The organism is Paenibacillus sp. J5 (assembly GCF_054955055.1).
Genome location: NZ_JBUEDD010000008.1, coordinates 176,761 through 197,843, shown reverse-complemented (window position 1 = coordinate 197,843; position 21,083 = coordinate 176,761). Strand labels below are relative to the sequence as shown.

Genomic DNA, 21,083 nt, shown 5'->3' with positions numbered 1-21,083 from the left:
TGGAGGGGTAACAATGCCTTTACCGTTAATACCTGCACTCGTTGCAGGAATCGCAGCAATCACAGCAGCCGCTGGTGTAAAAAAGGGTTTAGATGGCAAGCGAGATATGAATAAAGCAAAAGCCTTGAATCAGACATCGCAAGATATAGCGAAAGAAGCTGAAGAATTTATTCAGATGGCTAAGGGAAAAGCAAATGAAGCAATTACTGAGCTGGGCGAGGAAAAGATTAGAATCCTGACTACATCTATTAACGATTTTGTGGTGAACTTCGAAAAGATCAAGAACATTAACTTAAACAGTAGTCAAGGTATCGAGGAACTGAAGGACTTCAACCCGACTAGTAAAAGCTTTTTACAGTTAAAAGAAGCGTCCTTTGAAGCGAAACAGATTGCCATTAACGGCATAGCAGCAATTGGTTCCGGTGCTTTACTTGCATTTGGAACGTATAGTGTCGTAATGAGCGGTTTAGGCGGACTACTGGTGACTGCAACAACAGGTACGGCACTTTCGACGCTGTCAGGAGTAGCAGCTACCAATGCGACACTGGCTTGGCTCGGAGGCGGAGCTTTAACTGCTGGGGGTCTTGGAATGGCAGGCGGCATGGTTGTTTTAGGGGGTCTTGTGGCTGGACCTGCTCTGGCAATTGGTGGAGCTATCTTTGCAAGTCAAGCTAAAAGTGCCTTGAATGATGCTTATGGGAATTATGATAAGGCTAAAGCCTTCAAGAAACAGGCTAGTAATATCGGTATCACATTGAAAGGGATCTATACCCGAGCAATTCAACTCACTGAGTTATTACAAAAATTGGATCTCTACTTGGCTCATCAAGTAAAGACTTTGATATCAATCATCGATACAAAAGGGGTAGACTGGCAGAATTACTCCCGATCCGAACAAGAAGATATCTATATGTGCGTTCAGCTTGCTAAAACGATAAAGGTTGTTTTGGACACTTCCCTGCTGAAACAAGAAGGACAACTTGATGAAGCTTCCGAAAAGGTGCTTGAGGATGGCAACAGATTTTTAGAAATGATGACTAAAGCATAGAAATGTTTAACTGCGACCAGTGTGGCTTATGTTGCAAAAAAGTAGGTATCACAGAGCAATATATGCATTTAGACAGGGGCGATGGGGTATGTCGTCATTTTGATGATGATACCAACCTGTGTAGCATCTATGCTGACCGCCCCCTAATTTGCAGAGTTAAGGAATCGTATGAACATTTCTATAAGGATCAAATGACACTAGAGGAATTCTATGAGGTAAATTACAGAGCATGCGACATGCTAAAGGACATGGAGGCACAGACAGTGAGTGATCTTAAATCAGCACTAATCGAAAAATTTGAAGATATCTTCGGGTATAGACCAGGCGACGATTACGAACCAAGGGTAAGAAATGCCCTTGAAATTATGTGTCAAGGTCAATATAAAAAGGATCAAATCATTGATATTACCGACATGAGCATCTCAAGTAACGGCAAATCGGGATTAGTATTGACCGTTGATTCTGTATGTGTCAAAGATGCGGGAAACTCCACTTCTAGGTTTATCGCAAAATATGAAGACATCGATTATACATACATGAAGGAAGAAAGATTTCTCGGCATGGATATCTCTGCTCTTGAGCTGAACATGAAATATGGGACACAGTACAGGATCAGCATAGATAAGATCAACAAAGACAAATTGATGGATTTTATAGACTACGCGATGTCGCTATACGAAGATGACGATAAACTTGAATGGTAATCTCAGTTCATGGAAGGAGCCAGATGCATTGTGCATCTGGTTTTTTAGCAGGAAAAATTGTTCAAACAAGGAGTGCTAACATGATGAGAGCTTCACAAGATTTTATAAAACAATTGGAGCTTCTGTATGAAGCCTACGAACAAGAGGTAACAGAGAAGCTGAAAGCCGGTATCCTCGAAGAAAAGACCGCCAAGACTTATCTTCGCCATTCATCTACCTTTGTAAGATGGTGTCGTAATGATTTTGAGCCCGGAGTAAGAAAGATCACAAAACAGCCGCCGCGCTAATGCTGCTTCTATCTTTCGTATTATGAGGTCAGCCAGATATTACTGGTTGGCCTATTCTTCATGGTCATTCTATGATGGCGGTAGCCGGGAGAACGTGACAGCCCCTGGGGGACAACCCCGTACACAAAAACTGTTCTCCCCCTACCACCGACCATCACGATTGAGCTGGTTGAGGCGTTGACCTCGTATCACAAGCGAAGCTGTGAAGTTGGAACCATTGTGGGGAGCGGACCGGCCATTTTTTGAAGGGAGAACGCCATGAAACCTGTTATTGGTATTGATGTCGCAAAAGGAAAGTCGGTTGCCCAGTGTTTTCTTAAACGAAACCGTCCTGTGGGACGAGCAGAAACCATTCTTCATACCCCAACAGGATTTGAGCGGCTGAAGGTGTTACTGGCCGATCTGGAGCAACTGACAGGGGAAAAACCGTCCATTATTCTGGAGCCAACGGGACACTATCATCGTGTGCTTGTCCAGTTTTTACAGCAGGAAGGGTTTCAAGTGATCTTAGTCAACCCTTTGCAAGCACAAAGGGCAAGAAGGGTAGGTTTGCGCAAGGTAAAAACGGATGAATCCGATGCCTGGCACCTGGGAGATTTATATTATCAGGAAGAAGATTGGCTTGCCCATCCCATACGGAAGGAGGCTTTTACAGACCTTCAATTCTTAACCCGCCAACAGGAGTTCGTGACAAGCCTGTATGTCCAGACAAGACTTCATATGCGCGCCTTACTTGATCAAGTCCTTCCAGGTTACGAAGTGGTTTTTACGGATCTATTCTCGAAAACATCCTTAAATCTGCTAGAAGTGTATCTGACATCCGATGAACCACAGGAAGAAAACTGGTTTGAGGCCATAAAAAAGGCATCCAGAGGTTGCCGCTCGGATAATTGGGTGAACGGGAAGGCTCAATTCATGCACACGATAAGTCAGATGAATCCGGTCACCACCATTGGTTTCGGGTTGAAACAATCCCTACTGATGATGCTGAAGGTGCTCCGTGAGCTTCAGGAGCAGCTTGCCCACGTAGAGCGAGTCATTCATGACGTGTCCCAAACGATCCCACAGGTGCAATTGCTTGAATCCATTCCAGGAGTCAGTACGAAACTGGCTACGGCAATCGTAGCGGAAATCGGGGATGGATCGCAGTTTAGTCATCCCAAGCAAGTTGTGGCGATGGCGGGACTAGATCCAAGCGTATTTAGCTCAGGAAAGTTTACAGCTAGTGAAAACCGAATTACAAAACGGGGCTCAAAACGCTTGAGACGAGCTGCTTATCTCGCGGTGATCTGCGGATTAAGGAAGGATCTTAATTCACGCCTACGAGCGTATTATGACAAGAAAAGAAGCGAAGGGAAGCCCCATAAAGTAGCCGTGATTGCTTGCGCCAACAAGGTATTACATCACGTCTACGCTATGCTAAAAAAAGGGCAACCGTTCGCTACTTAAACATCTTCATCCCATAAACTTCCATAAAGTGGAGGTTTATTTCTCATGCGTCAAATTCAGTATACCAAAAACCGTTGTCCAATAAAACAGCCTATTGACAAAGTATTAGCTGGTTTTTTTATTGCCCAGGAGGTGAGAACCCCGAACAGGGGGTTCGCCCGCGCGGACGGAGCGAAGCGGAGGAGTACGGCGTCTGAATCTACCGCTAAAAGTCCTCGTGAAGTTATCTTCGTCAGCCTATAATCGGGATTCGGACATCCCCCTAGGCTCCATACTTAAAGAACCCGCTAAACAGAAGGATTTCCGAGTGTTTGGCGGGTTTTTGCTATGCCTAGATAGGGATGAGTTGAGGGCGTGGTCACACGTTTGGTCACAGTGTTGATTTTTTGGAGTAATATATTTACATTAATGCAATAATATCCCATTGACTACCTTAGGATTGATATTGCGACTTAACATTAATGTGGCTCCACCATCAATAAACCATCAAGCACGCCAATCCGGCGTGTTTTTTGATGCGGCATTGTGGTTGGCTTCACAGCGACCCCCATAATGCTCGAGCATCATTTCCAATCACATCCAGGGTTTGACATGCAATTTATAGTACTGTATAGTAGTAATATGACAAGCAAAAGATCAAGCATTTCAAACAAAGATATCGTCCTGCAGACCGCATCGACCTTATTTCTTACCAAAGGGTATCAAGTGACAAGCATGGACGAAATTGTTGCCCTCAGCAAGGTTTCAAAGACCAACATTTATTACCACTATAAAAGCAAGGAGGAGCTTTTGGTAGCAATTGTCGACCAATTGATCTCGCGGTATGAAGAACGAATATCCCGTGTCTTGACGCAAGACATGTCCATTCCTGCAAAGCTGGAGCGATTATTTCGAATCCTCACGGAGGATAATGAACAAATCGATTATGTTGGCGGATGTCCGTTCCTGACACTGTATACGCAGACCTCCCATTCCTCTTCGGAAGCGAGAGCTAAAATAAAAGCATTCTTCGATCAACAACTACAGGTTGTTGAGAAGCTGCTGGAGGAAGGCGTGGCAAAGAACGAATTGAGCCGGAATCTGCCCGTCCATGAGACAGCGACATTGATTGTCACCTCCATCGAAGGAGCTCTATTCCTAGCCAAGGCCACCAACAATCCAATGCTAACTCAGAATCTTATTCAAGCTTTTGCTTTGATGCTTAAGTAATTCGTTACTTAAGTCATTTTTTTGCACCAATTAGCACTACTTAGTACTATTAAATGAATCGAAAGGCAGATGATTTAAGTGAACATATTCCTGACTGGCGGGACAGGTTATATCGGTAGTCATATTCTTGCGGAGTTAATATCCAAGCGTCACGACATTATTGTACTCGTGCGAAGTCTGGATCGCTTTCAACATACCCTCCGGCAGTTACATTTGACTGAGGCGCAACACGTTACTGCAGTAATAGGAGATTTGTCAAAACCGAAATTAGGGCTATCCGCGAACGATTACAACCGAGTACAAAATTCCGACATCATCATTCATGCGGGCGGTCCCATGAATATTGAGTTAAGCCAGACTGAGGCAGAGCAAGCTTTTCTTAATCCTGCCATCGAATTGGCCGAACTTTCCGAAAAAATCCATATGAACAAAGGATTGAAGCAATTCATTCATGTTGTAGGCTATATGAGTCCATATAACGAGCAAAATGCTATTGACAATTTGGATGCCGTTCTTGAGGAAGCTCCCCCGTATGAGAAGATGAAATTTCAAGCGGACTCCTATATACGAAAAGCACTAAAACCGTTAGGCATTCCGTTGTCCACGGTTAATCCCAGTACCGTCATCGGCCATTCTTACTCGGGAATTACGGAGCAGATTGGCGGTCTTAGTATACTGGTAGATGCTGTGAGAAGGAATCTGATGCCACTCGTTCCAGGAGGCAAGGACTACTGGCTGCCGATGGTGCATATTGATCATGTCGCATCATTCATTGTTAACTTAGTGCAGACCAAGGAGCTTGCGAGTAATACGTATTATTTGTTGGACCCCAAGCAGGATAGTCCGTCGATCCGTTCATTGATCAGGCAAATTGCGATCGAGATGCGAATTGCGCCGCCTTTGGGCACAGTTCCGCTTGCTTTGTTGAAGTTTTTATTAAGACTTGGCGTTGGTAAGCGATTGGGAATTCCCGAAGAATCGATGAGTTTTCTCGTGAAATCGGAATTCCCGGTTGCCTCGAAGCTTGAACTTGAGCGCAAGAACGGGGCACAGACATCCGTTGTTCCGACCACGCTTCCTTACGTCATCGCTGATCTTGATTTCCGGTTAAGCCACCCCTCATCCGAGCACCACGAAGGGTTCGTGCAACGCAGAAGATCCCAACTGATCTCGTTGGAAAAAGAGAATCCCGGTACACCGGTTATTTTCCTGCACGGAACATTCAGCGGGGCCGACTGTTTCGTTCCCATCGCGAAACAATTGGATGATGTCAATACTTGGCTGGTGGACCTCCCCGGATTCGGTCATTCGCCGCGTCATCATCATCCTTCTCTGATGGACGGCTATGTAGAGGCTGTGGTCGAAATGATTCACGAGCTGAATCGCCCTGTTATTTTGATTGGTCATTCGTTCGGCGGACTTATCGCTGCTAAGGTCATGGAAAGAATGGAGCCGCAGATCAGGCAACTCTTGCTATTGCAGCCCGTACTGCATCCCATTCATGCCAAATATAAATATGCAGGTGTTACCAGGGCGATTACAAAGCATATATCTCGCTCCGCGTTCAGAAAAACACTGCTGAAAGCCAATGACTTTATCGCGGACGGCGAACGACTGGATCACTACTCGAGCTACGTCATTGATGATCTGAGGTCAGCCCGCATTCGTTCTACCAATGCAATGGTCATGTCAGCGTTGACGCAAGCCCAGTCTTTCGAGCTAAAGCCTGAATTATGGAATGCCCAAAAAGTGCGAATCCATTGGGGTGACCGGGATGCAGCACATCATATTCCGGAACGATTCAAGCACATCGATACAACCTTCATCCCCTATGGTCATCAATACCCTTTGGAGGCTCCGCATCAGGTGGCTGAGTGGCTTCGTCAAGTTTTGGATCTTGAGTTGTCATAGAAGCATATTCTTCGGATGGCCATTCAATATGTCAAGTATAAATTCGATTGAAATTTGGGGCAGTGAAACTCGACCAATGCGGGAGAGCGCATCGTTGGCAGAGCAGAAGTCAACTGAATAATGATTGTATAGCGTGGGGGAGTAGCTCAGGTAGGAGAGCGCTTGCATGGCATGTTCTAGAAGAGGGAAACACGTAAGCTAATCTGTCACGTAGCTGAAGTAGCTGTGGTTATTACTCGGATTCTTGATATCAGTAATTCAAGATTTATTCAATTAATTGTCCCTAAGGTCATCAATTAAAGAATCAGTTAATTCAACAAACTTCCAAAGCTCTTGAAGATTCAAGTATAATATAAACTACGTATAGCTTTAGGGATTATTACGGTAACAATCCGGTAACACGCTAATAATGCCCCATTAACACCGAATACCAGAGATGACAAAGATACCCCAAAAGCCATACAAGATGTGGCTTTTGGGATGTTTTAATAACCAGAAATAACAAGCGGCGGATACTGGCAGCGATGAGGTCAGGGGTTCGCCCGCACGGACGGAGCAAAGCGGAGCGGCGTACTGAATCTACCGCCAGGTTCTGCTTCGTCGGGGAGGCTTCGATAGCCAATTAGATCGGAATTCATACATCCCCGAGGCTCCATACTAAAAGGAGGGGCGTTCAGCAGTCAGTCTACACTGACTTTCTGGACGCCCCTAAAGCATTCAATGTGTTCGTTTCAGTTTGCTCAGTTGCTCGGTGGGAAGTCCCGTTAGCTCTGCTATAGTTGTAACGTCCATGCCTTTATCCAGCATGTTCTTCGCAACTTCTAGCTTTTCTTTAGAGCGGCCAATGGACTCGCCTTCTGCTCTAGCACCTTCCAACATAGACGCTTCGTCATGCAGTGCTTTTTGTCTTATCTCATACATGCGACGTGCTTCTGCATCTTGGCTTAGATATTCCAATGCGGTCATTGCTTTGCCCAGGGTTGGTTCGTTCACCTTCAACACCTCCCAGTTGGTTGTATCTTCGCTTTTCAGGAACAGCAGCCAGTTGAGCAGGCCGCCTTCATTTGGTATTATTTGTTCATTCAGCTTTGATAGTTCAATGATGTGTATTTCAATATCATCTATTAACATTATGCCGCTGTGATCTTCGCGTAAATGGAAGACGTTATGATAACGCTCATTAGGCAAGATTGTGAAGTTGAGAATATTGATCGTCACACATTTCTTGAGCTTCTTGTAGGACTGTCCTTCTTCCAAATGTCCCGAATATTGCTTGCTCCAGTAGTACAGTGTGCGCTTCTCATTATCGTACTTGTTGAATAATTGCATCTCCACGTTGATGAGCTTGCCCTCAGCCGTCTTGGCCTGAATGTCAAAGATGGATTGCTTGTCACGCGGTGAATCCTTGTCCGTGTATGGGTTCATCAGGACGATCTCGGTCAGAGGCGGCTCCCCAGCTTCCATAAAGGTTCTGTTAAGGAAAGCCAACAAAATATCTTTATTCTCTTCGCTGCCGAAGATGCGTTTGAATACGAAATCAATCTTGGGGTCAAGCAGATCATGCATCCCAATCAACTCCAATCCTTATCATTGTTATTATACCATGATTTCCAGGTCTATTGCATAGTGATGTGCTGCGCCTCTCATGGTCGCGTCTTCAAAGGAATAGGAAAGAGACACTCCCGGCTGGATATTGCCCAGCCAGAAGTGTCCGACATTCTTCTGTATACGCTTTTACTTAGCCAGATATTCGACGAAGCGAACAAAGCTGCTGGCTGCCTCGCCGCGGGTGACCGTGGCCTTGGGGGTCAAGAAATTGTCCGGCTCTGGCTTGCCGAATCCAATGCCGATGCCCGGCAGCGCCTGAACGGCCTTCAACGCCCATGAGCTGATCTCGCTCTCGTCCGCGAAGGACATAGGGTCGCTTTCAGCTATCTCATAGCCCTTGTGCTTCATGTAGTTGAACAGGATCACCAGCATCTGCTCGCGAGTCATCGGTGAATGGGGGGCAAACAGGTCTGCGTTCATACCGTTGACGATGCCATGTTCAGCCGCCCATTCGATTGCCGCCGTGTACCATTGCCCGTCCGTCACATCGCTAAAGCGGGAGCTCGTGTAGCCGGAGAGGTCTACGTTCTCCAGATTGGCCAGTACCTGCACGAACATTGCGCGCGTCATGGAGGCGCCCGGTGAGAAGGTCGTGGATGTCGTGCCGTTGAACAGACCGTATGTGTAGGCGAGGTTTACGTGGTTGTACAACGAGCTGTCCTTGGTGACATCCCTGAAAGGAATGCCCGACTTCACGAGGAAGCCCAGCGGGGTGCCGTTATCAACCGCAAGCTCCGTACCCTCATGGATGTTCAGCGACATGCCGTTGTCTAAGCGGGCTCTCGCGCCGCCAGATCCTACCACAATCGCGCCGTTGCTCTGTATCTTCGATCCGCCGCGGATATCCACCTGGTTGCCGTTCGTCAGGCCTACATGTGCGTCTCCGCTGCCTACTGTGATCGTACCATCGCCCGCGATCGTCGAGCCGCCCGGAAGGGTCACTGTGCTGTTGCCGTCAGGTAGTGACACCTTGGCGTTCTTGTTCGCCGGAAGGGTTACCGTATCATTGGAGTCTATCGTTGTACCTTCGGGCGCCTTAATCTTCATGCCGCCCTTGGTCTCAATCTCGCCGCCGCCTGGCAGGGTGGTGGTACCGCCGTTATCTGTGAGCGCAGGCTTATCCTTCGGTGTATTCACTGTGTAGGGCGACTTCGACGCTCCAGCGTCTGTCCCGGTGCCCGTACTGCCTGTATTTCCCGTACTGTCGGTATTGCCCGTATTGCTGGTGTTGCTGCCAGAAGGATAATACATCGGCGGCGTCGTCGGTGTCGCCGTCGCACTCCTCTCCGCGCTGTCGCCCTTCGCATTCATCGCAACGACCTTGAAGGTGTAGGCTTGGCCGTTTGTCAGGTTCTTGAAGGTATATCCGGTTGCCGTCGCACCCAGTGTGACGGGTGCCACGTTGCCATACCAGATCTTGTAGCCCAATATCGCGCTACCACCGTCGTCAGTCGGAGCCGTCCAGCTCAATGTGACCTGTCTGTTGCCCGAGGTCGCCTTGAAGCCGACAGGGGCACCCGGTACGACCGTTTTTCTCTGGGAGAACATCCAATCAAAGACGTCTGTGTAGTCATTATTCCAAGCCGGCAGGCTGGAGGACTGCGCCGTCGGAGCGATGCTCCAGGTTCCCATAGTTATCTGGTTGTAAAGAACCGCCGCCTCAACTTCGTGCGCGATATAATCCGCCAGGGCAGGTGTGTTGGCCGGATTCGGTCTCTGACTCGGCTGGTCAAATTGATTATAGGGCCATGTAAGCGCCTCATTGCTCTCAAAGCGCGAAGCCCTCGCGTTGGTCATTTTCGGCATATTGGTGTTGATGAAGTTAGTGAGGTTCGTCTGGTATATGCCAACGTTATGAGCATTGATAAACATCCAGTAGGCCAGGTTGCTGTGAAGAGCGTTGGTGCTCGCATTCGGTGAGCCGCTCACCGGGGACATCGGCGCAGCGGCTGCGAAGAAGCCGGGGTAGGTGTTAACTAAGGTGTTCGTATACTGGCCGCCCCAAGAGAAGCCCGCTGCGTATATACGATTCGGGTTGACTGCGCCGCTGGCTACCAGCTCGTCTATAACTCTTTTAACATTGTCTGTGGAAGGCGTAGATGTGCCATTATAGGAAATATTCAATATATGGCTGGCGTATTTGGCAGGGTTTTCTTCCATTTTCTTCATCAGCGCAACGGAGCCGTTGGCGGATTTCATGGCCGCTTTTTGGTCTGTCGCTGAGCTTGTGCCGCCCCGTGACATGCCATGGGTATAGACATAGAGCGGCAAGCCTTGCACTACTTCACCGTTGTTATCCTTGTGAAGATAGAGCGAGCGATTGACCGAATGGCCTGTAGGTGTTGTAAACTTGTCCAGGATCGGATTCACAACCTTTTCCTGTTCAAAAACTACCCCTCGAAGCGGGCTGCCTTCAGTCAGTACGATCTCGTCGTTTTGGACAAGGGTGTAAACCTGCTTGGTCGAGTTACTGTTGCCATCCAGCGTTGTACTGCCGCCGCTTGCTGAATAAAACTCGGTCTCAACGACGATGTAACGGCCGCTTGCCAGTCCGTCCTGATAATCTGGTGAATGGCTTACCGTCCCCATATAGCCGCGTACCTTCGGCTCGTCATTGGCGTACACTCTTGTGATCTTGCGCGTCCCTTCCACGGTGACTGCTTCGCCGTTCAGGGTCGTGTTCCTAGCGGACAAGGTGAACAAGCCCGGATGAAGCTCGGAGCCTACCGCCGCCTTTCCCTCGCCCAGGTCAATGATGACAGCCGTCGTGTACTCGCCTCTGGCGAAGTTATCATTCCATACGATAAAGGGAAGCAGCCCGGCGTCCGGGTCGTTTTTGAATGTCGCGTGAATAGTATGATCAGCCGTAATATTCGCAAGGGTATACGTGTCCGCAGATAGAGTCACGCTCTCCCCGTCTACCGTTACCGTATCGACCATTTTGCCATGATCGGGAGTGAACGTAAATTCTCTGCTTGAGCCCTTATCTACTCTCAGAACATTGCCGGGCGGGTTCGGCGTTATTCGGCCGCCCTGTCCTGCAGTGGCGGTAATTGAAAATCTGCTGTCCACTTCACTGGCTACAGTGAGCTGAAGACTGTCTGTAAATGAAGACGAGCTGCTATAACCGGCATCCGGGTCTCCGAAGCAGGAAACGACTTCATAGCGGTCACCGCCCTTTTCCGTCGAGTTATTGATATAGACGTCAAAGGTAAGCTTGCCCTCCTCCAAGGTCAACGTTCTTTTGGGTATTCTCATCTCCACAATATATCCGCTCTCCGTGATCTGGGTCCATGCAGCTCTGCCCGGAGCGGCCTGCCCTGAGAATACGCCCGTTGCGCTGACGCGCCATTGGTTGGAGCCTCCGCTTCCAGTGCCGACATAGAACTCCAGGCTGTCGTACTGGTGATTATCGCCAGCTCCCTGATACAGATTACTGTCATTGACAGCTACGCGGGCATACAGGTAGTCATGATCCCAGAGGATTCTGGCTGTTCCTGTGGCATGGGGTCTGGGGTCGGCGGGCACCGTGCTTTTGTTGATGAGATGCTCCATTGTCTGTTTCCAGAGTGGATCGTTTGAGCCGAGCTCGGGCGTTCCAAACATGGCGGTTGGTGTTTCATTCGCGTCTGCATTCTCGATGTTGTCCGTGCCTTGGGCATAGCTTGCAGGCATTGAATGCGCTACCATTACTAAGCAGCAGAGGAACGCGAGCATTCTGATCAATCGTTTTCGCATAAAATGAAAAGCCTCCTTGTTTTTCGATCCGGTGCACCTGCGGCTTGACCGGCATCGTAGTTGGACAGCTTGACAATAGGACAAGCGTCCAACTATATATATTATGTGTGTCGGGGGCTCAATCCTTTAATTTGGAAATCAAATTTGAGAAATTTTTGAAAATGATCATGATTCAATTTAATTCAACTAAATGCTGTTATTCAAATGCTCAACAATAGTCGTTGCTACTCAGAGACATGTGATTCTTGCCGTTCCTTGATTAGCGTGAACACATCGTCCATGTCGAGGGAGAACATAACGCTGTCGCTCGTTATCGGCTGGAAGTGGAATTCTAGCTTTTCTTTGCCGAATTGCCTCTCCAGCTCCGCCCATTGCTCTGTTGACAATAATAGAAATGCTAACGTATCGCTGCCCAGAGACGCCATAAACCATCGAATCTCATAATGGGGAGCGATCATCTCCTGCATAGACCGAATGGCGCTGTCCCGATCCGTCTTATCATCGGCGAACGGAATCGTCAGCTTGCGATCCGCCGAGCTTAACACGATATCAACGCCCCTCGGTTTGTCGATCTCGATCATTTCGCACTTGATCTGGTGAGCTTCCGGCAGTTGATTGTTAAAGTATTGGATGACGTCCTCCTCATCTTCTCTCCAATCCACCCAGATTAACGACTCATGCTCGACAAACTCCTCCACAACGGCTTCATCGGACGAATGCTGTAAGACATGAATAATCGGTTGAAGTGTGCTCATTATCAATCCCATCCTTTTCATTAAGTCATTCCTGCAAACATAGAGTTATAGCTGCATATCCACCTGCTGTTTATTACCCTCCAAAGGACGAAAGCAATCCAGGCCAAACCTGCATTCTGGCGCCGCATGATGGACAATTCATTTCCCCGGCCAAATACGGCAATTGATTCAAAAAAGAGGAATAGCTAAGTTGCTCGGCTCGTTCAGCCAGTATGCGATGCTCCGCTTCAACGAATGCCTCAACGGGAGTGACTTCATGCGCCGTCTGAAGGGGCTCGAAGACCGGGTCCTCCGCGAATGCTTGTATACGCCCGGTCTCTTCGTTCGGCCACAAATAAGCCTCTTGCTCGCATGCTTCGCAAACGGCCACATATTCATCGCCAGCCGTAAAATTCAGAAACAGGTTTGCCACGCCCTGGGATTCCCGATAAGCCGCGTCGGCAATGAGAACATATCTTTTTTCGGTATCGCTGGTTAATTCTTGTCTGGCGTAGGCCGACACCTCTGTAACCAGCAGAGCAAGCTCCGCTATAGCCTTTAAGTAAGATTGGTACAGCTCTGTGCAAACCTCGTCTCCCGCCTCGGCGGCGAGTTCTCTCCAATCCGAGGGATACGGCTCTGAGCTTGTTTTGTCATGACACGACTCGATAATTCCGCAGGTGACGTAGATTTCATGGCGCACGTTCATAGATGTTGAGGCAAGAGCAAGCTTGGCCAGATACGGTACAGTGGCGTATGTGACGGTATAGATCGTATTTTGGTGATATAAGTGTTCCTGGAATAGCTCCTCGAAAACTTCTTTGTCGAAATCAAGCATCAGACGCTCCAACAGCTCAGGTACCTGTTCGCCCGACTCGTAGGGACCGGTTAGCTTGCCCCACAGCTCGCTGGTTAATTGTAACAAGAGGAATCACTCCCATCCCTAATTCAAGTTGATCTATGTTCTATATTATCCTATAAGATCGGCATTCCCAAATAGGGCAGCGGGTGCACTTCCTCTGCGGGAATCGGGCTATAAGCCTAGTACGATTCCCCTTAATTACGCATCAAGCTCTCATACGAATACCGCGGAAAGTGTTCAACATACGGAAATCGGGTTGCATCACAGCCCATCATACCTCAGGGAGATTTTCGCGCAGCAGCTTCTCGATCCCGCGGCAGGAGTAAACCTTTTGCGGGTAGCCATAGAGGATCGCCTTCAGCATGGCCATATAATCCGTAGCTAGAGCTTGCTTTCAAATGATAGCTCTAAGTGTAGCTTCCGTGACGGCGCCGCTTGATTGGCTGGAGAAGCGAGGGTGGGCCTCACGCGAGCAAGCTGCATCGGACGATAGAGGAGGTGTGGGACGCTAATTTTTTTGGATAAATCATTAGATAGAAGGAATAATTGCCTAGGGTGTCGAAATGTTCACGGAAATCTAGCAGCGGCAAATGTAAGTATTCAGTATTATTGAGCGTGATTTCAAAAATAATGAAAGCGTTTTATAGTTGACGCTGTATTCGCTGAGTCTATCGCAGTCTGGAAGAGAGGTATCGTGCATGAATTATCAATCTTATTTCAAAAGCATCTCCATTAAAAATAAAATCTTCGCAACCATGATTATTATTGTTTTTGTGTTAATTACAGTGATTGCTTATTTTGCTAATACTATTTCTCAGAAAGCGATTATAGATAAAGCAGTGAATAATTCGTTACGGGAGCTAGTTCTCATTAATAATAATATTGCGACTTTGGTTACTTCTGTCGAGGATTACTCCAAAATGCTGGCGACGGATTATCGTCTACAGGAGGTTCTATACAATGATATGTCAATGAAAAAGCCGGAAGGCGGGCTTGAAAGTTTAATCACGAGTAAGAAAATATCGGAGATCATCAGCAACTTCGTGGAACCCAATACGAAGGTTAAAGCCGCCAGTGTCTTATCTTCGCGGATGCAGTGGGCTGATGTCGGTTATGCGAATAATAACTACGCAACACATATATTCGGCTCTCAACCTGTAGCTATGGAACTTGCCAATAACAATAAACCGATCTGGACAGGACTGGTTCCCTTTAAGTTTCGGTATGATTCATCAGAAAGCAATGTCTTTGCAGTGTCCAAAGCGGTTGTGCATAAAGAATTGGGAAGCACGATTGGAATGGTCGCTCTCTATGTAAAAGAATCTGTGATTGCAGCGATTTATGAAAACAGTTTAAATTATCAAGGCGGTGAGTTCTATATCCTTGATGATTCGCAACGTATTATCTCATCTCGTAATAAGTCTCTCTTACATAAAGATTTTACAGATAAGACCTCGATCTCCCTCCCCAATCTGGATGAAGGTGAAATGAGTTTTATTCTCGGCAAGGAGGAGGAGAAGCTGCTCGTATCCACGCAGCGGTTTGAACCCCTGAATTGGACCATTATAAGTGTGATTCCACTTGAAGTCATAACGATGGAGAATAAGGAAATTTATCAGCTTATTATTCGTACAGGTATGCTGTGCCTCGTGTTTGCGCTGGGGATATCTTTTTTTCTGTCCCGTTCTATAACGAAACCGTTGCTCATCCTGGCCAGCACAATGAGGAAAATAAGAAACGGGCAGATGAATGTTCGAAGCACTTACAAATCAACGGATGAAATTGGACATTTAAGTGATGGATTCAATAGTCTCATGGATCGCATCGAAGCGCTTGTTGCCAAAAATGCAGAAGAGGAAAGGACGAAGGGAGAAATTGAATTCAAGCTGCTTCAGTCTCAAGTCAAACCACATTTTTTATATAACACGGTTGAAACCATCATCTCGTTGATTAAGCTGAATATGAAATCGGAAGCGATTGCAGCAGCAAAGTATATGGCGAATTTTTATAATATTTCATTGAGCCGAGGAAATGATGTGATCTCCATCCGGGAAGAAATGAAATTAACGGAAAGTTATCTGGAAATCCAGAAGCTTCGATATGTGGAGTATATGGACTATAAGATGGATATAGACGAAGACATTATGTGCTACGCAACCCCCAAGCTGATGCTTCAGCCGATTGTTGAGAACGCGATTTATCATGGACTAAAGCGGAAGAAGGAGAAGGGAAGTTTGCACATCGTTGGTTACCAACAGAAGGGCCATATCATCATTGAAGTATTGGACAACGGTGTTGGGATGGACAAGCAGCAAATTGAGCAACTGTTGGAACCTACGGTGGAGGATAAAAGAAATGTAAGCTTCGGCGCTCGAAGTGTGAACCGTCGAATCAAAATGCTGTATGGCGACCGGTTTGGATTAGAAGTAGAAAGCGTCTGTGGTTCCTATACAAAAGTTATCATTCGTCTTCCGCTCAAAGAGCTTTAGAAAGGGGCCGCGTCATGTATAAAGTGCTAATTGTTGATGATGAATATTACTTTAGACAAGCTATCAAAATTTCATTGCCTTGGGAGGAATTGGATCTTCAACTGATAGGGGAAGCGAAGAATGGCGAGGATGGTCTTGAACAAATGAGAATTCTGCATCCAGATATCATCATGGTAGATATCAATATGCCGATCATGGACGGCTTAACATTCATTGCGGAGGCAAGGTCAGAAGGCTTCAACGCCAAATTTATTGTTCTTACCGGCCATAGCGAATTTGCTTATGCGAAGCATGCGATTCAGCTTGGCGTGCATAATTATGTGTTGAAACCTATTGACACAGAAGAAGTTCAAAACTCGTTATGTGAAATGAAGAAATTGATCAAGGATGAGAGAAATGCAAAACTAGAGCTCGATGACTTGAAAAAGCAGGCAGTGGAGAAAGCATCGTTGCTGAGAACCCAGGTATTAAATGATTGGCTGCTTGGAAACATAGGGTCTGAGGATAAAGAAAACCGCTTGCTGAGGATGGGAGTTGACATCGACTCAACGGATTATATGACGGCGGTGATCGATATAGGGGCGGGTGATGGACACCCGCATTCCAATGCGCAGGATAAAACCACCATCAGGAGTAACATTCCAACCCTTGTCGAACAGGCAGTGCATCATTTGTTTTCGTATGAGGGCTTCTTTAATGAAAAAGGTCAATATGTGCTCATTTTTGGTTCGAGAGACAACAATTTTGACGAAATTGAAGCGCTTTGTGAATCTATCCTCACCAAGATGGCGGCAAGCAACGAATTTACCTATACGATTGGGCTAGGAAATGGACATATAGGTTTTGAGGCAGTGTCTGCTTCTTATAAGGAAGCGCTTTATGCACTGAAGCATCGATATCTTCTTGGTGGCAATCGTGTTATTTTATATTCCAAGGTGACTCAATCCGCAATGAAAGTCAGTTTGTATTCGATTAGTAAGCGAAGCCAATTTCTAATGAGTATGAGAACAGGAAATGCCTCAGAGGTAGAGGAATGGCTGACCGAATTTTTTTACAATGCCCGTTTGAACAATGCCTCGTTAGAAATGCTCCTGGTTGCTGGCTTTGAAATCTTCTCCACATGCATGGAATTTTTGGAGGAAACTTCTCAAGATATACATGAGATCGTCCAGAGTCAATCTGAGCCCGATTTGTTTGGGCTCATCGAACGAATGAATTCCTTCAGTGAATTTGAAGATTGGATACGTGGTCTGATCCGAAAGATTATGGTTCATGTTCATGTGAAGAAGTCCAGTCGATCTGCAATCATTGTAGAGGAAGTCAAGTCATTTATTAAGGTGAACTATGTAAATGAAGCATTGAAAATTGAAGACATTGCTAGAGGTGTTCATATGAATTACAACCATCTATGCTATGTGTTTAAGAAGGAGACCTCAACCACAATTAATGATTATTTAACCCAAATCAGAATGCAAAAGGCGAAGGAGCTCTTTGACCAGGGCTGCCTCGTCGTTCAGGACGTTGCGAGCAGGGTCGGGTATTCAGATGCGAATTATTTTGGGAAATGCTTCAAAAAGTATTCAGGAATTACGCCTAGTAAATATATAAGCAACATCAGCAATGGATAGGGATCATAGAAAATATATCGCCGTCTGTTAGGTGGTCGAACCAGATCCTCTGACAGACGGCTACGGCTGATACATAATGACCAGCAGTTGATGGCGTAAGTTGCCAACAATATTCCTCCCCGACCTAGAATCGTCTCTGTTCAAGGCTAGGTCTGCTCGCTAAAATAAAACTTGTAAATGAAAACGCTTTCTCGGGTTGGTAATCACCCTACAAAAAACAGGAGGTCAGAATATTGAAACCAAATACCAGAATTCTTTTACCTGCTTTGCTTGCGTGCACCGTGATGGCTGCAACAGCTTGTTCGTCTACCAACACGCCTGCGCCCTCCCCGACGCCTTCCTCGACTACTTCAGAGCAGAGCAATGGCGGGAAAACGAAAGAGGAAAAAATCAAACTTCGTGTCATGACCATTACGACGGATGAAAACCGCAATAACATCATGGAGAAGTTTATTAAACCCAACATTTCAAAGGAGTTTCCTAACCTGGAAGTTGAATTCGAGCCAGGCGGTGGCGGCGAGGATATGGCCAACAAGGTTAAAACCTATAATGCCTCCGGGGATATGCCGGATGTATTCTGGAATGATGCCGGTTTCTTTACTTCTTTGAATCAAGCAGGCAATATTATGGATTTAACCCCCTATATTACAAAAGACGGTTTTTTGAACAAATACAAAGTTCCCGAGGCACTAAAGCACTTTGATGGAAAGATTTACAGCTTGTCCTCAGGGGCTGATACGTATTTCACACCGGTTATTTTCTATCACAAGGACCTCTTCGAAAAAGCGGGAGCGAAAGTACCGCAAACCTTCGATGAGCTGATTGAGGTATCCAAGAAACTAAAGGATAGTGGCGTTGTTCCGGTAGCGACTCCAGGCAAAGACGGTTGGGCACCTAAATTGTTTATGCTTCAGCAAATGGTTCAAATCGGAAACCCGCAGGCGATGAACAGCCTGGTCCTCAACAAGACGGATTTCAATGATCCATCCGTCATTGCAGGGGTAGAACGAATTGAACGATTGGCTAAGGAAGGTGTCTTTGCAGAAGGTATCGCCAATCTGGATTATGGTCCGGCGATGGAAATGTTTACCTCGAAGCGGTCAGCCATGCTTTGGATGTTCACTTGGGAATTGCCGAATCTGGCGAAAATCGATAGCGTCGATTTCTTCCCATTCCCAAGCGCAGGCCCTGATTATGATCAGAACAAAGTCGTCCAATTCTGGGGTTCCCCATTGAATGGATATGCCGTTAGCGCAAAAACAGCACATCCTGATGAGGCTGTGAAATTGGCAGAGTTCCTGGCTATGCAGGATGCTTTGTACTTTGAATCTGTCGGTTCTGCGATCGCGTTGGAGACAGGCAATCCTGCATCGGATCTGGAACCGTTAATGGAGAAGTTTTTGACTTGGTACAATGGCGCTGAAGTGATGATTCCTTCATTAGCGCTGAACTCAGTAGATGCACGGATGTCTTCAGAGCTGTCGACACAGGGTGCCAGACTTTTGACGGGCGAATATTCGGCAGCCGATTTTATTAAAGTCATCAGCAAGGAGTGGCAAGATAATACGTGGTTTAATAATTAATGGCTCAACATGGAATAGAGAAAAGGCATCCCGCTGGACTCCAGTCTGGCGGGTTCATGCCTGCGATATAACTATGGACGGTGGAGAGTGAATGATGAACAAGTATTTTAGCACGAAGATGTCGATAACAGTTTTTGCTGCTCCCGCTTTAGTGCTTTTTACCCTTTTCTGTGTCTATCCCTTGCTGCCTCAATTATGGATGAGTTTTCATAATCATAACGGTTTTAAGAATTTGGGATTCGTTGGACTGGATAATTACTGGAGTGTCATCCAGCAATCCTCATTCTGGGTCGCTCACAAGAATACGTATTTAGTTGTTGGTATGTCAATTTTGATCGGTCTGCCGCTTTCCATGATATTGGCACTTTTTATTGATGCCCAGACACCGAAGCTGCGGAGGTTTTTCAAGACAGCTGCAATGTTCCCCGCGATCCTGTCCGTCATCGTCATTTCCCAGATCTGGGTGGCCTTCTACGAACCAAGCTGGGGCTTGTTCAACACGATTTTAAGATCTGTGGGACTGGATAGTCTGACCCGTTCCTGGCTCACCAACTCGAACACGGTCATGGTCAGTATCGGCTTGACATTCCTTTGGCAATATATCGGCTTGAACGCGATCTTATTATATACGGGGATCAAAACCATTCCCAAAAATTATTATGAGGCTGCCTTGATTGATGGCGCTAATTTCTTTCAAGTCAGCACGCGCATTACGATTCCATTGCTGCAAGATGTGATTAAATATGTTCTCATCCTCTCGACTTTAGGCTCTATGGCTTTCTACGCTCATGTCCGAGTCATGACAGCCGGCGGCCCGGGTGATTTATCAAGAACCGTGATCTATCAAATGTACTACACGGCCTTCGATACCTCTCAATTTGGTAAGGGAACAGCCATTGCCGTCATTTTTGTCCTGCAATGTCTCCTGATTTCCTTCCTTATTCAGCGCTTCGTCGCCAGAGAAAAAGTAGAGTTTTAGGAGGCATGGGACATTGAAGTATTTATTTCGCGTCTTTTGGATTGTTATCGGTTGCTCCTTTCTGTTCCCGTTGTACTGGATGATCACAACGTCGTTGAAGTCCAGGTCGGAAGCTTATGAGAATCAGTTCGGCTTGCCACAGTCCTGGGAATGGCAGAACTACAGCGATGTTTTATCAAAATATGATTTTCTGCTGTACTTTAAGAACAGCTTCATTTATACGGGCGGAACCATCGTGATTACGCTGTTGGCGGGGACGATGCTCGCTTATTGCTTGAGCCGTATGGTGTGGAAGTGGAATGGCATGGCTCTATTCTATATCTCTCTAGGACTGATTGTTCCGATTGAGGTCGTTGTCATTCCGTTGTTTCAGTTGGTTAAATCGTTGAACATCAATGACACGTATTTTGCTCTTATCTTGCCTTATACCGGCTTCTCTCTGGCGGCCTGTGTACTTATGCTCTATGCCTTCCTTCGTTCCCTGCCCAAGGAGCTGGAAGAGGCGGCCTGTATCGATGGTACTAATGTGTACCAAGCGTTCTTTCGAATTATCCTGCCGATTGTCATGCCGGCGCTCATGACGCAGACCGTCCTGATCTTCATGCGGGTATGGAACGAATTCCCGTTAGCCTTCATTCTTGGAGCAAGGGATCAATTTCGACCACTCACAGTAGGCTTGCACAGCTTTTTTGTCAGTGTTGGCGTGTCCCACTGGGGTCTTATCGGAGCAGCGATGCTGATGACAAGCTTGCCTACGATGATCATCTATATGATCGGCAATGAGAAGATCGAGAATGCCTTAACCGCTGGTGCAATCCTAAAATAACGTCGAATATCATTCGATTGTGAGGGGG

General features: G+C 46.7%; 15 protein-coding genes and 2 pseudogenes. 13 read left to right on the top strand and 4 right to left on the bottom strand.

The window, feature by feature from the left end; translation table 11 throughout:
- The first annotated feature begins 13 nt into the window (after positions 1–13).
- The 7 genes and pseudogenes from ACY1JZ_RS16185 (at position 14) to ACY1JZ_RS16155 (ending at position 6,608) form a co-directional block, all read left to right on the top strand.
- Complete coding sequence (locus tag ACY1JZ_RS16185; RefSeq protein ID WP_462630112.1) at positions 14–1,048, top strand: hypothetical protein; 1,035 nt, start codon at positions 14–16, stop codon at positions 1,046–1,048.
- A gap of 2 nt (positions 1,049–1,050) precedes the next feature.
- Positions 1,051–1,221, top strand: a pseudogene (locus ACY1JZ_RS16180) (YkgJ family cysteine cluster protein); the annotation flags it as partial.
- Positions 1,222–1,311: 90 nt separating this feature from the next.
- On the top strand, positions 1,312–1,752 hold the full coding sequence (locus ACY1JZ_RS16175; RefSeq protein ID WP_462630213.1) for a hypothetical protein: 441 nt from the start codon (positions 1,312–1,314) through the stop codon (positions 1,750–1,752).
- Positions 1,753–1,832: 80 nt separating this feature from the next.
- Positions 1,833–2,039 (top strand): hypothetical protein, encoded by a 207-nt coding sequence (locus ACY1JZ_RS16170; protein WP_462630111.1) that lies wholly within the window; start codon positions 1,833–1,835, stop codon positions 2,037–2,039.
- Between the two features lie 258 nt (positions 2,040–2,297).
- Positions 2,298–3,488: an IS110 family RNA-guided transposase gene (locus tag ACY1JZ_RS16165; RefSeq protein WP_462630110.1), complete on the top strand. Its 1,191-nt coding sequence runs from the start codon at positions 2,298–2,300 to the stop codon at positions 3,486–3,488.
- A gap of 591 nt (positions 3,489–4,079) precedes the next feature.
- Entirely contained in the window at positions 4,080–4,697 is a 618-nt protein-coding gene (locus ACY1JZ_RS16160; protein WP_462630109.1) for a TetR/AcrR family transcriptional regulator, read from the top strand.
- A gap of 78 nt (positions 4,698–4,775) precedes the next feature.
- Positions 4,776–6,608, top strand: a complete 1,833-nt coding sequence (locus ACY1JZ_RS16155) for an alpha/beta fold hydrolase (RefSeq protein ID WP_462630108.1) — start codon at positions 4,776–4,778, stop codon at positions 6,606–6,608.
- Between the two features lie 717 nt (positions 6,609–7,325).
- Here ACY1JZ_RS16155 and ACY1JZ_RS16150 read toward each other — a convergent pair.
- The 4 genes from ACY1JZ_RS16150 to ACY1JZ_RS16135 form a co-directional block, all read right to left on the bottom strand.
- On the bottom strand, positions 7,326–8,174 hold the full coding sequence (locus ACY1JZ_RS16150; RefSeq protein ID WP_270169817.1) for an Rpn family recombination-promoting nuclease/putative transposase: 849 nt from the start codon (positions 8,172–8,174) through the stop codon (positions 7,326–7,328).
- A gap of 168 nt (positions 8,175–8,342) precedes the next feature.
- Complete coding sequence (locus tag ACY1JZ_RS16145) at positions 8,343–11,954, bottom strand: S-layer homology domain-containing protein (RefSeq protein WP_462630106.1); 3,612 nt, start codon at positions 11,952–11,954, stop codon at positions 8,343–8,345.
- Between the two features lie 224 nt (positions 11,955–12,178).
- A complete protein-coding gene (locus tag ACY1JZ_RS16140; protein WP_462630105.1) occupies positions 12,179–12,709 on the bottom strand; it encodes a hypothetical protein in 531 nt (176 codons plus the stop codon).
- Positions 12,710–12,782: 73 nt separating this feature from the next.
- Complete coding sequence (locus ACY1JZ_RS16135) at positions 12,783–13,613, bottom strand: hypothetical protein (protein ID WP_462630104.1); 831 nt, start codon at positions 13,611–13,613, stop codon at positions 12,783–12,785.
- A gap of 635 nt (positions 13,614–14,248) precedes the next feature.
- Between ACY1JZ_RS16135 and ACY1JZ_RS16125 the strand changes: the two genes are divergently transcribed.
- From ACY1JZ_RS16125 to ACY1JZ_RS16100, 6 genes and pseudogenes are all read left to right on the top strand, one after another.
- A complete protein-coding gene (locus ACY1JZ_RS16125) occupies positions 14,249–16,039 on the top strand; it encodes a sensor histidine kinase (protein WP_462630102.1) in 1,791 nt (596 codons plus the stop codon).
- A gap of 14 nt (positions 16,040–16,053) precedes the next feature.
- Positions 16,054–16,917: pseudogene (locus ACY1JZ_RS16120) on the top strand (response regulator); the annotation flags it as partial.
- A gap of 207 nt (positions 16,918–17,124) precedes the next feature.
- Positions 17,125–17,667 carry a helix-turn-helix transcriptional regulator gene (locus ACY1JZ_RS16115; protein WP_462630209.1) on the top strand — a complete coding sequence of 181 codons (543 nt, stop codon included), beginning with the start codon at positions 17,125–17,127 and terminating at the stop codon, positions 17,665–17,667.
- 233 nt (positions 17,668–17,900) lie between these two features.
- On the top strand, positions 17,901–19,250 hold the full coding sequence (locus tag ACY1JZ_RS16110; RefSeq protein WP_270169831.1) for an ABC transporter substrate-binding protein: 1,350 nt from the start codon (positions 17,901–17,903) through the stop codon (positions 19,248–19,250).
- 91 nt (positions 19,251–19,341) lie between these two features.
- Complete coding sequence (locus tag ACY1JZ_RS16105; RefSeq protein ID WP_270169833.1) at positions 19,342–20,229, top strand: carbohydrate ABC transporter permease; 888 nt, start codon at positions 19,342–19,344, stop codon at positions 20,227–20,229.
- Between the two features lie 13 nt (positions 20,230–20,242).
- Positions 20,243–21,055 (top strand): carbohydrate ABC transporter permease, encoded by an 813-nt coding sequence (locus ACY1JZ_RS16100; protein ID WP_270169836.1) that lies wholly within the window; start codon positions 20,243–20,245, stop codon positions 21,053–21,055.
- Positions 21,056–21,083 lie beyond the last annotated feature (28 nt).

Bases quoted from the DNA above. Each gene is read 5' to 3' on its own strand.
- ACY1JZ_RS16185 (WP_462630112.1), top strand. From the start codon at position 14: ATGCCTTTACCGTTAATACCTGCACTCGTTGCAGGAATCGCAGCAATC.
- ACY1JZ_RS16170 (WP_462630111.1), top strand. From the start codon at position 1,833: ATGATGAGAGCTTCACAAGATTTTATAAAACAATTGGAGCTTCTGTAT.
- ACY1JZ_RS16165 (WP_462630110.1), top strand. From the start codon at position 2,298: ATGAAACCTGTTATTGGTATTGATGTCGCAAAAGGAAAGTCGGTTGCC.
- ACY1JZ_RS16160 (WP_462630109.1), top strand. From the start codon at position 4,080: ATGCAATTTATAGTACTGTATAGTAGTAATATGACAAGCAAAAGATCA.
- ACY1JZ_RS16150 (WP_270169817.1), bottom strand. From the start codon at position 8,174: ATGCATGATCTGCTTGACCCCAAGATTGATTTCGTATTCAAACGCATC.
- ACY1JZ_RS16145 (WP_462630106.1), bottom strand. From the start codon at position 11,954: ATGCGAAAACGATTGATCAGAATGCTCGCGTTCCTCTGCTGCTTAGTA.
- ACY1JZ_RS16140 (WP_462630105.1), bottom strand. From the start codon at position 12,709: ATGAGCACACTTCAACCGATTATTCATGTCTTACAGCATTCGTCCGAT.
- ACY1JZ_RS16125 (WP_462630102.1), top strand. From the start codon at position 14,249: ATGAATTATCAATCTTATTTCAAAAGCATCTCCATTAAAAATAAAATC.
- ACY1JZ_RS16115 (WP_462630209.1), top strand. From the start codon at position 17,125: ATGCTCCTGGTTGCTGGCTTTGAAATCTTCTCCACATGCATGGAATTT.
- ACY1JZ_RS16105 (WP_270169833.1), top strand. From the start codon at position 19,342: ATGATGAACAAGTATTTTAGCACGAAGATGTCGATAACAGTTTTTGCT.